Source organism: Caulobacter sp. ALps2, assembly GCF_058681635.1.
The window spans coordinates 2,845,001-2,860,010 of the sequence record NZ_CM178743.1 but is presented as its reverse complement, the minus strand read 5'-3'; the positions used below and the strand labels follow the sequence as shown (position 1 = coordinate 2,860,010).

At 65.5% G+C, this 15,010-nt stretch carries 9 protein-coding genes, 1 tRNA gene, 2 rRNA genes and 2 pseudogenes (1 of these 14 only partly in view); 2 read left to right on the top strand and 12 right to left on the bottom strand.

Annotated elements, in window-relative coordinates; genetic code table 11:
- Positions 1 to 9 precede the first annotated feature (9 nt).
- Complete coding sequence (locus ACW173_RS13625) at positions 10 to 975, top strand: nucleoside hydrolase (RefSeq protein WP_492080537.1); 966 nt, start codon at positions 10 to 12, stop codon at positions 973 to 975.
- Between the two features lie 121 nt (positions 976 to 1,096).
- Here the strand turns inward: ACW173_RS13625 and guaD are convergent, their stop codons facing one another.
- Genes guaD through uraH form a run of 5 tightly spaced genes read right to left on the bottom strand, consistent with a single transcriptional unit; the run spans position 1,097 to position 7,524 of the window.
- Positions 1,097 to 2,392: a guanine deaminase gene (gene guaD, locus ACW173_RS13620; protein WP_492080536.1), complete on the bottom strand. Its 1,296-nt coding sequence runs from the start codon at positions 2,390 to 2,392 to the stop codon at positions 1,097 to 1,099.
- Complete coding sequence (xdhC, locus tag ACW173_RS13615; RefSeq protein WP_492080535.1) at positions 2,379 to 3,392, bottom strand: xanthine dehydrogenase accessory protein XdhC; 1,014 nt, start codon at positions 3,390 to 3,392, stop codon at positions 2,379 to 2,381. The genes guaD and xdhC overlap by 14 nt, the downstream gene beginning before the upstream one ends.
- Complete coding sequence (xdhB, locus tag ACW173_RS13610) at positions 3,385 to 5,730, bottom strand: xanthine dehydrogenase molybdopterin binding subunit (protein WP_492080534.1); 2,346 nt, start codon at positions 5,728 to 5,730, stop codon at positions 3,385 to 3,387. The genes xdhC and xdhB overlap by 8 nt, the downstream gene beginning before the upstream one ends.
- Positions 5,723 to 7,177 carry a xanthine dehydrogenase small subunit gene (xdhA, locus tag ACW173_RS13605; protein ID WP_492080533.1) on the bottom strand — a complete coding sequence of 485 codons (1,455 nt, stop codon included), beginning with the start codon at positions 7,175 to 7,177 and terminating at the stop codon, positions 5,723 to 5,725. The genes xdhB and xdhA overlap by 8 nt, the downstream gene beginning before the upstream one ends.
- The gene (gene uraH, locus ACW173_RS13600; RefSeq protein ID WP_492080532.1) at positions 7,177 to 7,524 is read right to left on the bottom strand and encodes a hydroxyisourate hydrolase; all 348 of its coding nucleotides are present in this window, start codon (positions 7,522 to 7,524) and stop codon (positions 7,177 to 7,179) included. Before uraH ends, xdhA begins: the two co-directional genes overlap by 1 nt.
- 335 nt (positions 7,525 to 7,859) lie before the next feature.
- Between uraH and ACW173_RS13595 the strand changes: the two genes are divergently transcribed.
- The gene (locus tag ACW173_RS13595) at positions 7,860 to 10,148 is read left to right on the top strand and encodes an NADP-dependent malic enzyme (RefSeq protein ID WP_492080531.1); all 2,289 of its coding nucleotides are present in this window, start codon (positions 7,860 to 7,862) and stop codon (positions 10,146 to 10,148) included.
- Between the two features lie 178 nt (positions 10,149 to 10,326).
- Here ACW173_RS13595 and ACW173_RS13590 read toward each other — a convergent pair whose 3' ends face one another.
- The 7 genes and pseudogenes from ACW173_RS13590 to ACW173_RS13560 form a co-directional block, all read right to left on the bottom strand.
- On the bottom strand, positions 10,327 to 11,400 hold the full coding sequence (locus tag ACW173_RS13590) for an IS3 family transposase (protein ID WP_492080530.1): 1,074 nt from the start codon (positions 11,398 to 11,400) through the stop codon (positions 10,327 to 10,329).
- Positions 11,367 to 11,519: pseudogene (locus tag ACW173_RS13585) on the bottom strand (transposase); the annotation flags it as partial. The gene ACW173_RS13590 and the pseudogene ACW173_RS13585, both read right to left, overlap by 34 nt.
- Before the next feature lie 228 nt (positions 11,520 to 11,747).
- Complete coding sequence (locus tag ACW173_RS13580; protein ID WP_233206781.1) at positions 11,748 to 11,942, bottom strand: cold-shock protein; 195 nt, start codon at positions 11,940 to 11,942, stop codon at positions 11,748 to 11,750.
- A gap of 138 nt (positions 11,943 to 12,080) precedes the next feature.
- Positions 12,081 to 12,284: pseudogene (locus ACW173_RS13575) on the bottom strand (cold-shock protein); the annotation flags it as partial.
- A gap of 271 nt (positions 12,285 to 12,555) precedes the next feature.
- A tRNA-Met gene (locus tag ACW173_RS13570) sits at positions 12,556 to 12,632 on the bottom strand.
- Between the two features lie 64 nt (positions 12,633 to 12,696).
- A 5S ribosomal RNA gene (gene rrf / locus ACW173_RS13565) occupies positions 12,697 to 12,811 on the bottom strand.
- Positions 12,812 to 12,925: 114 nt separating this feature from the next.
- Positions 12,926 to 15,010, bottom strand: a 23S ribosomal RNA gene (locus ACW173_RS13560) (it continues 704 nt past the right edge of the window).

Genomic DNA, 15,010 nt, shown 5'->3' with positions numbered 1-15,010 from the left:
AGCCTCCCAATGACGACCAAGATCATCTTCGACACCGACCCCGGCATCGACGACGCCATGGCGCTGCTGTTCATCGAGGCGAGCCCCGCGCTCGACCTGATCGCGGTGACGACCATCTTCGGCAATTCCGACATCGAGACCACCACGCGCAACGCGCTGTACCTGAAGGACCGTTTCGGCCTGAAGGCGCCGGTCTACAAGGGAACGGACAAGCCCCTCACCCGCCCACGCAACCCGTCGCCGACCTTCGTGCACGGGATCAACGGCCTGGGCGACGTCGAGCTGACGGGCCTGGTTCCCGCCCAGCCGGAAGCCAAGCCGGCCCACCAGGCGATCATCGACCTAGCTCGCCAGTATCCAGGCGAGGTGGTGCTGTGCGCCGTCGGTCCGCTGACCAACCTGGCGCTGGCGCTGCGGGCCGATCCGGAAGTCGCGACCTTGCTCAAGTCCGTGGTCATCATGGGCGGCGCGTTCGGCGTGGCCGGCAAGCCGGGCAATGTCACCCCCGTGGCCGAGGCCAATATCTGGAACGACCCGGAAGCGGCGGATCAGGTGTTCACCGCGCCGTGGGACCTGACAGCGGTCAGCCTGGACGTGACCACGCAGGTGGTGATGTCGCCGGAGTTCATGGAAGCGTTGGCGGCGGGTGGTTCTGACGCCGGCGGGTTCCTCAATGAGATCTCCAAGCCCTATGCGGCGTTCTACGGTGGCCGCGACGGCATCGTCGGCTGCTGCGTGCATGACGCGGCGGCGGTGGCGTTCGTGATCGATCCGACGCTCTTTGAAGTGCGGCGCGGGGCGGTGCGGGTGGTGACCGAGGGCATCACGCTGGGGCAGACGTGCCAGAGCCCCGAGGGTGAGCTGTTTGGGCCGTCGGCGTGGGATGACCAGCCGATCCAGGCCGCGACCGTGGCGGTCGATGGGGATCGGCTGCTGAAGCTGTATGCCGACACGATGAAGGCGGCGCACGGCTGATTGAGTCTCTCCTCCCCTTCTGGGGGAGGTGGCCCAGAGGGCCGGAGGGGGCAGCTCGGCCTATACGGAGAAGCCCCCTCAGTCGCTCTGCGACAGCTCCCCCAGAGGGGGAGCAGATTTCTTAGGCGGCCTTGCGCCGATAACGCTCCACGCCCGCCAGATACGTCCGCGCCACCACCCGGTCGTCCCCCAGCACCGTCAGCGCGAACAGCTTGTTCTCCAGGCTCTTCGTCTCGGCCAACCGCCGCGCCAGCAGCGGCGTCGCCGCCAGATCCAGCACCACGAAGTCGGCCTCTTTCCCTGGCTCCAGGTTTCCAATCACCTTGTCCAGGTCCAGCGCCCGCGCGCCGCCCAGCGTCGCCAGGTACAGCGCATGGAACGGATCCAGCGCGTCGCCGCGCAGCTGGCCGACCTTGTAGGCCTCGCCCAGGGTGTGGAGGATCGAGAAGCTGGTGCCGGCCCCGACGTCGGTGCCCATGCCGATCTTCACCCCGTGCGAGCAGGCCTCCTCCAGCGGAAACAGGCCCGAGCCCAGGAACAGGTTAGAGGTCGGGCAGAACGCCACCGCCCCGCCCTTGGCCGCCATGCGCTGGAAGGCCTCGCCCTTCAGGTGGACACAGTGGGCGAAGACCGAGCGCTGGCGCAGCAGGCCGAAGCGGTCATAGACGTCCAGATAGTCCTTGGCCTTGGGGAAGAGTTTGGCCGTCTCCTTGATCTCGTGGATGTTCTCCGACAGGTGGGTCTGCATCCAGACGTCGGGATGCAGGGCCAGCAGGTCGCCGGCCATCTTCAGCTGGGCGTCGCTGCAGCTGATCGCGAAGCGCGGGGTGACGGCGTAGCCGAGGCGGCCCTTGCCATGCCAATCGGCGATCAGGGCCTCCATGTCGGCGAGGCTGCTCTCGACCGTGTCGGTCAGGCCCTCGGGCGCATTGCGGTCCATCAGCGACTTGCCGGCGATCAGCCGCATGTCACGATCGAAGGCCTCGGCGAAGAGGGCGTCGACCGAGACCTTGTGCACCGAGCCAAACACCAGGGCCGTGGTCGTGCCGTTGCGCAGCAGTTCGTCGATGAAGAAGGCCGCCGTCTCCGTCGCGTGCTTGGGATCGGCGAAGGCCGCCTCGGCCGGGAAGGTGTGCTGCTCCAGCCAGTCCAGCAGTTGCTTGCCGTGGGCGGCGATGACGTCGACCTGCGGGAAATGGATATGGGTGTCGATGAAGCCGGGTGTGATCAGGTGGCCGGTCAGGTCGTGCAGCTCGGCGTCGCCCAGCCACGGCGACAGCTCGGCATACTCGCCGCAGCCGGCCACGCGGCCGTCCTCGACCAGCAGGAGGCCGTCCTTGTGGAAGGCGACCGCGCCCTCTTCGTTCTTGGTCGGATCATCCAGCAGATGGAGGATCGACGCCCTATAAGCTTGCACTGGTCTTCTCGTCGTTTCGGGCTCGCGCCGCTTCCTGGCGCATCAGCAGATCGGCCGCCACCGACACCGCGATCACCTCCGGCGCCTTGCTCTTCAAATGTGGCAGGCCGATGGGACAGGTTAGGCGGGTCAGCACGACTTCCGAGAAACCATCATCGCGTAACCGGCGCATGAACCTGGCGCGTTTGGTCTTCGAACCGATGACCCCGAAATAGCCAAAACCGCCGCCCGCCAGCCCGGCCGCGACCAAAGCGTAGTCCAGAGCGTGGTCGTGGGTCAGCACCAGGCCGTAGGCGTCGGGGCTCGCGCTTGTCGCCTTGGCCGCCATCTCATCGGCGTCCAACACGGTGACGCCGGGGATGTCGGCGGTCTCGGGACGGGTGTCGTACCAGGCCAGGCGGAACGGCAGCGGCTCGAAGGCCTTGGCGATGGCCTGACCGACATGGCCGGCGCCGAACAACAGCAGCGGCGGACGCGGGGCATCGGCGCGCTCGACCATCACATCGCCCAGCTCGGGCCGCGCGCCGCGCGCGGTGGCGGCGGCTTGGCCGAACGAGACGACCGGTCCTTCAGAGTCCGTGGCCAGGATCGGCGCGACCATCTTGGTCAGCAGGCCCGGATCGAAGCGGGTGCGAACCTCGAACGGTTGGGCCGCGTCCATCCGCCTGGCGGCTTGGGTCAACCAGTCGCGGCTGTTGTCGTTCAGGCGCTCCAGGAACAGGCGCACCCGGCCGCCGCAGCACTGGGCCAGCAGCGGCCCCAGTGGATAGTCCTGGATCGCGAAGTGAGCCTGGCCGCCGTCCAGCATCCGCCGGGCCTGATCGGCGACGCGGTATTCCAGGTTGCCGCCGCCGATCGTGCCGGACTGCCCGCCGCGCCAGACGACCATCTTGGTCCCGGCCTCACGCGGCGCGGAGCCTTCGGTGGCCAGCACGGTGACCAGGGCGGCCTCGTCATGGGCGTCGAGGCGAGCGAGCGCGGCGCGGGCCCAGTTACGCATCGGCGGCTCTCCGCCGGACGTCCTCGCACGCCATCAGGATCGCCTCGGGCGTCGCCGGCGCGTCCAACCGCGGGAAGACCTTGCCTTCACCGACGCTGGCCACGGCGTGGTTGATCGCGCTGTGCACCGAGATCGCCAGCATCAGCGGCGGCTCGCCGACGGCCTTGGAGCGGTGCACCGTGGCCTCGACATTGCGGCCGGCCTTCCACAGTCGGACGTCCAGATGCGCCGGTCGGTCGCCGATGGTCGGGATCTTGTAGGTCGAAGGCGCGTGGGTCCGCAGGCGGCCTTGCGCGTCGTAGACCAGTTCCTCGGTCGTCAGCCAACCCATGCCCTGGACGAAACCGCCCTCGATCTGGCCAAGGTCGATGGCCGGATTCAGCGACTTGCCGACGTCATGCAAGATGTCGGCGCGGGTGACCTTCATCTCGCCCGTCAGGGTGTCGATCAACACCTCGCTGCAGGCCGCGCCATAGGCGAAATAGTAGAACGGCCGGCCGGTGTGGGTGGCGCGGTCATAATGGATCTTGGGCGTGGCGTAGTAGCCGGTCGAGGACAGCGACACCCGGGCCAGATAGGCCTGGCGGATGAACCACCCGAACTCGAAGGTCTCGCCGCGGACCCGCACGCCTTCGGGCGTGAAGGCGATGTCGTGCTCGGGGCAGCCCCATTTCCTCGCGGCGAAGGCCACCAGCCGCGCCTTGATGGTCTCGGCCGCGTTGAGGGCCGCCATGCCGTTCAGGTCCGCGCCGGAGGAGGCGGCGGTGGCCGAGGTGTTGGGCACCTTGTCGGTGACGGTCGAGGTGATCTTCACGCGGCCGATCTCGACCTGGAAGGCGTTGGCGACGATCTGGGCGATCTTGATGTTCAGCCCCTGCCCCATCTCCGTCCCGCCGTGGTTCAGCATGATCGAGCCGTCGGCATAGAGATGGATCAGCGCCCCGGCCTGGTTCAGGAACGTCGTCGTGAACGAGATGCCGAACTTCACCGGCGTCAGGGCGATGCCCTTCTTTAGCACCGGGCTGGTTCTGTTGAACGCCTCGATCTCGCGACGGCGGGTCTCGTAGGCGCAGGAGGCGGCCAGCTCGTCGATCAGCTGCGGCGCGACGTTGTCTTCCACCACCTGGTGATAGGGCGTCAGGTCGCGGCCCTCGCCGCCATAGAGGTTGCGGCGGCGCACCTCCAGCGGATCGAGGCCGGTGGCGGCGGCCACGGCGTCCATCACCCGCTCGATGGCGATCATGCCCTGCGGCCCGCCAAAGCCCCGGAACGCCGTGTTCGATACCGTATGCGTCCGAAACCGGTGCGAGACGATCTCGATGGCCGGCAGAAAATAGGCGTTGTCGGCATGGAACATCGCCCGGTCGTTGATCGCCATCGACAGGTCGGTGGTCGCCCCGCAGCGCGAGGCTAGCTCCAGCAGCAGGCCCGTCAGCCTTCCGGTGTCGTCGAAGCCCACGTCGTAGGCGGCCTCGAAGTCATGCCGCTTGCCGGTCATGACCATGTCCTCGTCACGGTCCGGACGCGCCTTGGCGGGGCGGCCGGTCTTCACCGCCACCAGCGCGGCGGCGGCGGCGAACAGCGAGGCTTGCGTCTCCTTGCCGCCGAAGCCCCCGCCCATGCGGCGGACCTCGACGGTGACGCTGTGATCGGGTTTGCCCAACACACGGGCGATCAGGTGCTGCACCTCGGTGGGATGCTGGGTCGAGGACCAGACGTGGACGTCGCCATCTTCGCGCGGGGTGGCCAGGGCGATCTGGCCTTCGAGGTAGAAGTGATCCTGACCGCCGATCGCGAACTTGCCCTGGACGCGGTATGGCGAGGTCGCCAGCGCGGCTTGGGCGTCGCCACGCGCCATGCGCTGAGACGCCTCGATCTTCAGGTCCATCTCGCGGGCGGCGGCGATGTCGATAGCGGCCGGCAGCTCCTCGTACTCGACGACGGCCTTGGCGGCGGCGGCGCGGGCGGCGGCGATCGAGGTCGCGGCCACGGCGAACAGGCTCTGGCCGACACAATAAACCTCGCCGTCCGCGAACAGCTTGTCGTCGTGGATGACCGGGCTGACGTCGTTCTCGCCGGGGATGTCGTCGGCCGACAGCACCAGCACCACGCCGGGCGCGGCGCGGACAGCCGACAGGTCCATCCGGGTGATCTTCGCATGCGCCTTGGTGCTCATGCCGAAGGCCACGTGCAGCAGGCCGGCCGGCTCGGGCATGTCGTCGATATAGATCGCCGAACCCGCCACGTGCCGGGCGGCGCTGTCATGCGGCAGCGGCGCGGACACGCCTTGGAACGGCGCGGTCTCCACAATGGGGGCCGTGGCTGCGGAGTCAGCCATGAGCGCTCTCCGGAGTGACGCGCGTTGCCGCGCTTGGGTCCTGGCTCTCCAGGAACAGCTTGCGCAGCATATTCCTCGCCGCCAGCGACCGGTAGGCCGCCGAGGCCCGCATGTCGCTCATCGGCTCGTAGTCGGTGTCGAGCGCGGCCATCGCGGCCTCGATCGTCGCCTCGCTCCAGGACTGGCCGATCAGCGCCGCCTCGCAGGCCTTGGCCCGCTTGGGCGTGCCGGCCATGCCGCCGAAGGCGATGCGAGCGTCGGTGACGACACCGCCCGCGATCGCCAGCGAGAACGCTCCGCACACCGCCGAGATGTCCTGGTCGAACCGCTTGGACAGCTTGAAGACCTTTAAGATCCGTCCCGTGTCCAGCTTCGGCGCGATCACCGCCTCGACGAACTCGCCGGGCCGGCGGTCCTGCTTGCCGTAGTCGAGGAAGAAGTCCTCGAGCGCCATCTCGCGTCGCTCGTTACCCTGGCGCAGAACCAGGGTCGCCCCCGCGGCGATCAGGGCTGGCGGCATGTCGCCGATCGGCGAGCCGTTGGCGATGTTGCCGCCGATCGTGCCACTGTTGCGCACCTGGGTCGAACCTAGCCGCCGCATCATCGCGCCGAGATCGGGATAGAGCGTCGCCACGGCTTCAATGGCGTCGACATAACGGACACCAGCGCCGATGCGCAGGCCTTCGGGCGTCTCCTCCAGCGCCTTCAGTTCGACGACCTCGGACACGCTGATCAGGGTCGGCGGCGGCCGCCGCTGCTTGGTGACCCACAGGCCGACGTCCGTGGCGCCCGCCACGACCGTCGCGTCTGGATGCTCCAGATAGGCCTGGGCCAGCTCATCCACCGTACGCGGCGACAGCCACGTGCGGGTGACACCGTGGATCTCGTCCTCATAGCTGAGGCTCAGCATCGTCTCGTCGCGCACCGCCGACAGGTCGACCGCCGGCGCCGCCTCGGCCGCGACGCCCTGGGCGACCTCGATGATCGGGCCATAGCCGGTGCAGCGGCACAGGTTCCCCGCCAGCACCTCGCCGACCGGCGCGGTCGCGCCCTTGGCCGCGATCGCCCGGGCGTACAGCGACATGATGATGCCCGGCGTACAGAAGCCGCACTGCGAGCCGTGCTTGTCGACCATGGCCTGCTGCACCGGATGCAGCTCACCGCCTTTGGCCAAACTCTCGACCGTCATCAGCGCCTTGCCGTGCAGCATCGGCAGGAACTGGATGCAGCTGTTGACCGCGCGCCAGGCGACACCCCCTTCTCCATTGGCGCCGTCCGCCTCGCCGACGAGCACGGTGCACGAACCGCAGTCACCCTCGGCGCAGCCCTCCTTGGTCCCCGTCCGCCGCATCGGGCCACGCAGATGCTCCAGCAGGGTCGTCGTCGGGTTGGCCCCTTTGACCTCTTGCACCTGGCCATCCAGCAGGAAGCGGATCGTCTCGCCCATCAGCTGCCCCGGTAGGTGGAATAGCCGTACGGCGAGACCAGCAGCGGCACATGCCAGTGCTGTTCGATATTCGACACGGCGAAATCAATGACGACCACGTCCAGGAACGGCGGGTCGGTGACGGGCAGGCCGGACGCCTTGAAGTGCTCGCCGATCGCGAACTCCAGGCGGTAGGCGCCGACCTCCAGGGCCTCGCCGGCGACAAGCCGCGCACGGCCGTCGGCGTCCGTGCGGAATTCCGCCAGCATGTGGACGTTACCGCCCTCGCGCCGCGACACTCGCACCGTCACGCCGGCCGCCGGTTTGCCGGACGCCTGGTCGAGGATGTGTGTCGTCAGTCCGCTCATGCTCCGCCCTCTGATCGCCTTGCCGCTTCGATCTCGGTCGCTCCGGACGCCTTTGTCCAGCGCCTTGCCCCACACGGGTCGCGATGGAAGGGCGAGCGCCGAACAAGGGGGCGTAAGGCGCCCGAAGCGGAGGCATTATATAATAGATTTATTACTTGTGAGAGCCGGAAATCACCGTTCGCGCGGACACGCACTGGTACCGGTACCAAGAAAAAACGCCCAACAGGCGGCGAAGAGTTGGAATTGCCGCGCCAACCCCGCTAGCAAGGTCCCGACGCTTCGCGCCGAGACGAAGCAGCAGAACGCGCCGCGCAGGCCGCCCAGAGGAACGATCGATGGACGAGGATTTCCGTAAAGCCGCCCTGGACTACCACCGTCTTCCGCGGCCCGGGAAATTGGCGATCGAAGCCACCAAACGTATGGCCACTCAGCGCGACCTCGGCCTGGCCTACTCCCCCGGCGTCGCCGCGCCCTGCGAAGCCATCGCCGCCGACCCCGACAAGGCCCGCGACTACACCGCGCGCGGCAATCTGGTGGCCGTGATCTCCAACGGCACCGCCGTGCTGGGCCTGGGCAATATCGGTCCGCTGGCCAGCAAGCCGGTGATGGAGGGCAAGGCCGTCCTGTTCAAGAAGTTCGCCGGCATCGACGTGTTCGACATCGAGGTCGACGCCGAGGATCCCGACCGCTTCATCGAGGTGGTGGCGGCCCTGGAGCCCACCTTCGGCGGCATCAATCTCGAGGACATCAAGGCCCCCGAGTGTTTCATCATCGAACGCACCCTGCGCGAGCGGATGAACATCCCGGTCTTCCACGACGACCAGCACGGCACCGCCATCGTCTGCGCCGCGGCCGTCCGCAACGCCCTGCTCGTCCAGGGCAAGACCCTGAAGGACGTCAAGCTTGTCACCTCGGGCGCCGGCGCGGCCGCCCTGGCCTGCGTCGACCTGCTGGTCTCGATGGGGCTGCCCGTCGAGAACGTCACCCTGACCGACATCAAGGGCGTCGTGTACGCGGGTCGCGACGACGACATGCTCGACAACATGGCCCGCTATGCGCGCCAGACCGACGCCCGCACCCTGGGCGAAGTGATCGCCGGCGCCGACATCTTCCTAGGATTGTCGGCCCCGCGCGTGTTCAAGGCTGAGTGGCTGCCACTGCTGGCGCCCAATCCGCTGATCCTGGCCATGGCCAATCCCGAGCCGGAGATCCTGCCCGAACTGGTCCAGGCCGCCCGTCCCGACGCCATCATGGCCACCGGCCGCAGCGACTACGCCAACCAGGTCAACAACGTCCTCTGCTTCCCGTTCATCTTCCGCGGCGCGCTGGACGTCGGGGCCAGCGAGATCAACGAAGCGATGAAGGTGGCGGCCGTCGAGGCCATCGCCGAACTGGCCCGCGCCGAGGCTTCCGAAGTCGTGGCCTCGGCCTATGGCGGCGTCGCCCCGGTGTTCGGCGCGCAGTACATCATCCCCAAGCCGTTCGACCCGCGCCTGATCCTGCAGATCGCCCCGGCCGTGGCCAAGGCGGCCATGGACAGCGGCGTGGCCACCCGGCCGATCGCCGACTTCGACGCCTACCAGGCCGAGCTCGAGCTGTTCGTCTACCGGTCGGGCCAGCTGATGCGGCCGCTGTTCGAGCGGGCCCGCAAGCAGCCAGTCAAGGTCGCCTATGCGGAGGGCGAGGACGAACGCGTGCTGCGCGCCGTCCAGACCGTCGTCGACGAGGGCTTGGCCTACCCTGTGCTGATCGGCCGTCGCGAGGTCATCAAGGCTCGCATCGCCGAGATGGGCCTACGCCTGGACATCGGCGGCAAGGTCGAGATCGTCGATCCGCAGACCGACAAGGAGCTCTTCGCCCCGCTGGTGGCCGAGTATCAGGGCTTGGTCGGCCGCCGTGGCGTGCCGCCGATCGCCGCCCAGCGCCGCGTCGAGGGCCGCCGCACGGTGGCCGCCTCGATGCTGCTGTCGTCGGGCTATGTCGAGGCCGCCCTGGTCGGGGGCAGCGGCGACTGGTGGCAACACATGACCTATGTCCTGCCGATCATCCCGCGCCGCGAGAACGTCAGCCGCGTCTACGCGATGTCGTCGCTGATCCTGGACAACGGCACGCTGTTTTTCTGCGACACCCACGTCAATGTCGACCCGACCGCCGAACAGATCGCCGAGTGCACCCAGCTGGCCGCCGAGGCCGTCCGCCGCTTTGGCCTGACGCCGAAGGCCGCCCTGCTCTCGCACTCGTCGTTCGGGGCCAGCAACTCGCCGACCGCCCGCAAGATGCGCGAGGCCCTGGCCATCCTGCGTGAACAAGCGCCGGACCTCGAGGTCGACGGCGAGATGCACGCCGACGCCGCTCTTAGCCAGCATCTGCGCGAGCGCATGGTCGCTGACAGCCCCCTGAAGGGCTCGGCCAACCTGCTGGTCATGCCGACCCTGGACGCGGCCAATATCGGCCTCACCCTGCTCAGCGCCGCCACCGAATCGCTGCTGGTGGGTCCAGTGCTGCTGGGCATGAGCAAGCCGGTGCACGCCCTGGTGCCCAGCGTCACGGCCCGCGGCATCGTCAATCTGACGGCGCTGGCGGTGAACCAGGCGGCCTCGGAACGGGCGCGCGTGGAGGCTTAAAGACCTCGGGCGAAAAACCAAGGCTCGGGAATGCAAGAAGGCCCCGCGACATCCGTCGGCGGGGCCTTTTCTTCGTCTGAGGCGCGCCTAGAGCATTTTCCGATCCGAACCGATCGACAAGATGCTCCAGGCTTTTGATTTAGAGCCCTTTTTTGTCCGATGACGTGACCCCCATTTCTCATCCAGCCATAACGAGAGTCCTGGGTTGATTTGAGCCTTGGTGTTGGTGGGTGGCAAGAGGCCGGCGCGCGGAGCTATCAGCCTGCGCAGCGTGCCGGCCGGTCTCTCCGCAGAAGGCGCTGGCGTACTCCCTGGGCGTCATCCAGCCGAGCTTGGAGTGCGGCCGGCGCTCGTTGTAGTCGCGCCGCCAGGTCTCCAGTACGGCGCGGGCGTGCGGCAAGGACCGGAACAGGGTCTCGTTCAGCAGTTCGTCGCGTAGCCGGCCGTTGAAGCTTTCGTTGTAGCCGTTCTGCTGGGGCTTGCCCGGTGCGATGTAATGCCAGCCCACGCCGCTGTCGTCGGTCCAGGCCAGGATGGCGTTGGAGGTGTATTCGGTCCCATTATCGCTGACGATTGTGTCGGGCCGCCGCCCGCGCTGGGCGATGATGGCATCGAGCTCGCGCGCCACTCGCCGGCCTGACAGCGAGGTGTCGGCCACCAGGGCCAGACACTCGCGCGTGCAGTTGTCGATCACCGTCAGGATCCGGAAGCGGCGGCCGTCGGTCATCTGGTCGGAGACGAAGTCCAGGCTCCAGCGCTGGTTGGGCGTCAGCGGGACCTCCAGAGGCCGCCGCGTGCCGATCGCCCGCTTGCGCCCGCCGCGCCGGCGCACGGTCAGCTTCTCCTCGCGATAGAGCCGCTGGATCCGCTTCTTGTTGACGACATGGCCCTCGCGTTTGAGCAGCACGTGCAGCCGGCGATAGCCGAACCGGCGGCGTTCCTGGGCCAGGGCCTTCAGCCGCTCGCGCAGCACGCCGTCGTCGGTCCGCGTGGCCGCGTAGCGCACGCTCGTCCGATCCACGCCCAGAACCCGGCACGCCCGCCGCTCGCTCATCTCGTAGGCCGACCCCAGATAGGCGGCGGCCTCCCGATGCGCGGCGGGCGTCACCACTTTTTTCCCAGCAGATCCTTCAGCGCGACGTTGTCGAGCATCGCCTCGGCCAGCATCCGCTTGAGCTTGGCGTTCTCGTCTTCCAGCGCCTTGAGCCGCCGCGCCTCCGACACGTCCAGCCCGCCATACTTGGCCTTCCACTTGTAGAAGGTCGGCGAGCTGAGCCCATGCTTGCGGCACAGGTCCGCCACCGGCACGCCCGCCTCCTGCTCGCGCAGGATTCCGATGATCTGTTCTTCCGTGAACCGTGATCGCTTCATTCGTCCGTCCCTTTCCTGGGGCGGACTCTAGTTATTTCTGGAGGAGTTTCAGGGGGTCACGTCACCGACTGACCGTTTCGATCAGGTCGGAGAGGGCTCTCGAACGGGTCTCGTTGACCCTATCCAAGAATGCCGAAAGGCCCCGTCCGACACCTCAGCGTCGGCGGGGCCTCTCAATAGTCTCCGAAAAGGCCGTCCGTCCGGGCGGCCTTTTCTTATGACGCAACCCTAGAGGATGCGCAGGTTGCCGGCCGAGGTCTTGCCCGAGCGGCGGTCCTGTTCCAGTTCGTAACCGACTTGCTGGCCTTCGTTCAGGCCACGCAGGCCGGCGCGTTCCACGGCCGAGATGTGCACGAAGATGTCGCCACCGCCATTGTCCGGCTGGATGAAGCCGAAGCCCTTGGTGGTGTTGAACCACTTCACGACGCCAGTGCCGCTCTCACCGGTGCCGCCCGAGAAGCCGCCACCGCCGCCACCGCGCGGACCGTCAAAGCTGCGCGGGGGACGAGCGCCGCCACGAGCGCCGCCGCCGCCACCGGCCGGAACAGCGCCTTGGCCCGTCACGCGCAGGTTGCCGGCCGAAGTCTTGCCCGAGCGGCGATCTTCTTCCAGCTCGTAGTTGACTTGATCACCTTCGTTCAGGCCCGCCAGGCCCGAGCGTTCAACCGCGGCGATGTGGACGAACACGTCCTGGCCGCCGTCCTCGGGCTGAATGAAACCAAAGCCCTTGGCCGGGTTGAACCACTTAACGACACCGTTCGCCATATTATCCTCAAACACCTCAATCGACGGGCTGATAGTCGGCCCGCGTCCTTCCGACGGAAGTCATGACGCAAAACCGCGCCACGCGCTATGGGCTTTGAACGGAGAATATCGACCGGAGGACGGCGAAAGGCAGAAAAATTCGCGTTTGAAGCAGGGAGCGTTGCGCGAATGCCACTCTAAATTGCACGCACAGATGCAAAAAGACCCCGACCGCAATCGGACGGGGTGATTTCAACGCGCTCCGAGCGCCTTGACCGCCCTGACGGGACCTTGGGTGCGGGGACAGGATTTGAACCTGTGACCTTCAGGTTATGAGCCTGACGAGCTACCGGGCTGCTCCACCCCGCGTCAGGGTGTTTTGAGATTGTGGGCAGGGTTTTGGACTTAAGCTTGGAGGATATCCTTTTGGCGGACCTGGCGGCGACCTACTCTCCCGCGCCTTGAGACGAAGTACCATTGGCCCAGGGGGACTTAACGACCGAGTTCGGAATGGGATCGGGTGGGGAACCCCCGGCAAAGCCACCAGGTCAGCGAAAAGGATATCACTCTTCCCTTCGGGCTTGCGCCCGTTGGGGGAGGATTGTGAAGAAGACATCAGTGTCTGAAGTAGAGCCATGCGCTTGCATGGGTTTGACTGAAGAACGATCAAGCCTATCGAGCTATTAGTACCGGTAAGCTCCATGCGTCGCCGCACTTCCACACCCGGCCTATCAACGTGGTGGTCTTCCACGGCTCTCAGCGAGACCTTGTTTTGAGGTTAGTTTCCCGCTTAGATGCTTTCAGCGGTTATCTATTCCACACTTAGCTACCCTGCTGCACAGCTGGCGCCATGACAGGTCCACCAGAGGTGTGTCCATCCCGGTCCTCTCGTACTAGGGACAGATCCTCTCAAGTCTCGTACACCCACGGCAGATAGGGACCAAACTGTCTCACGACGTTCTGAACCCAGCTCACGTACCACTTTAATCGGCGAACAGCCGAACCCTTGGGACCTGCTCCAGCCCCAGGATGTGATGAGCCGACATCGAGGTGCCAAACTTTGCCGTCGATATGGACTCTTGGGCAAAATCAGCCTGTTATCCCTAGAGTACCTTTTATTCGTTGAGCGATGGCCCTTCCACGCAGGACCACCGGATCACTATGGCCGACTTTCGTCTCTGCTCGACTTGTCAGTCTCGCAGTCAGGCGGGCTTATGCCATTGCACTCGACGACCGATTTCCGACCGGTCTGAGCCCACCATCGCGCGCCTCCGTTACACTTTGGGAGGCGACCGCCCCAGTCAAACTGCCCGCCACGCCATGTCCCGGACCCGGATAACGGGCCGCGGTTAGACGTCAGCAACAATAAGGGTGGTATTTCAAGGATGGCTCCCCCGGAACTGGCGCCCCGGATTCATAGCCTCCCACCTATCCTACACATGTTGCTGCTAACGCCAAGGCGAAGCTGCAGTAAAGGTTCATAGGGTCTTTCCGTCTGACCGCGGGAACCCCGCATCTTCACGGGGAATTCAATTTCGCTGAGCCTGTGCTGGAGACAGTGGGGAAGTCGTTACGCCATTCGTGCAGGTCGGAACTTACCCGACAAGGAATTTCGCTACCTTAGGACCGTTATAGTTACGGCCGCCGTTTACCTGGGCTTCAATTCAGAGCTTGCACCCCTCCTTTTAACCTTCAGGCACCGGGCAGGCGTCAGACCCTATACGTCGCCTTGCGGCTTCGCAGAGCCCTGTGTTTTTGATAAACAGTCGCTACCCCCTGGCTTGTGCCACTCTCATCTGGTTGCCCAAAAGAGAGTCACGCTTATCCCGAAGTTACGCGTGCAATTTGCCGAGTTCCTTCAGCACAGTTCTCTCAAGCGCCTTGGTATACTCTACCTGCCCACCTGTGTCGGTTTCGGGTACGGTCTCCGTTGGAGTTATTTCCAGGGACCTGTTCACTGCCAGGAGCAATCCAATAAGCCCTGACAATTTACCAGATCCGTCACTTCCAACTGGTTCAGGAATATTCACCTGATTCCCATCGACTACGCCTTTCGGCCTCGCCTTAGGGGCCGACTAACCCTGCGCAGATTAGCTTTACGCAGGAACCCTTGGGCTTTCGGCGAGAGGGTCTCTCACCCTCTTTATCGCTACTCATGTCAGCATTCTCACTTCCGATACCTCCAGCAAGGCTCACGCCTCACCTTCATCGGCTTACGGAACGCTCCGCTACCGCGTGCACAGAGTGCACACCCATACCTTCGGCGTCTGGCTTGAGCCCCGTTACATTTTCCGCGCAGGTTCGCTTGACCAGTGAGCTGTTACGCTTTCTTTAAATGATGGCTGCTTCTAAGCCAACATCCTGGTTGTCAAAGCAAACCCACATCGTTTCCCACTTAGCCAGAACTTGGGGGCCTTAGATGATGGTTAGGGTTGTTTCCCTTTTCACGACGGACGTTAGCACCCGCCGTGTGTCTCCCGGATAGTTCTCTTGGGTATTCGGAGTTTGATTAGAATTGGTACAGCTCGCGCCGCCCGCATCCATTCAGTGCTCTACCCCCCAAGGAATACGTCCGAGGCACTACCTAAATAGTTTTCGCGGAGAACCAGCTATGTCCAGGTTTGATTGGCCTTTCACCCCTATCCACAAGTCATCCGAGAATTTTTCAACATTCACCGGTTCGGTCCTCCAGTAAGTGTTACCTTACCTTCAACCTGCTCATGGATAGATCACCTGGTTTCGGGTCG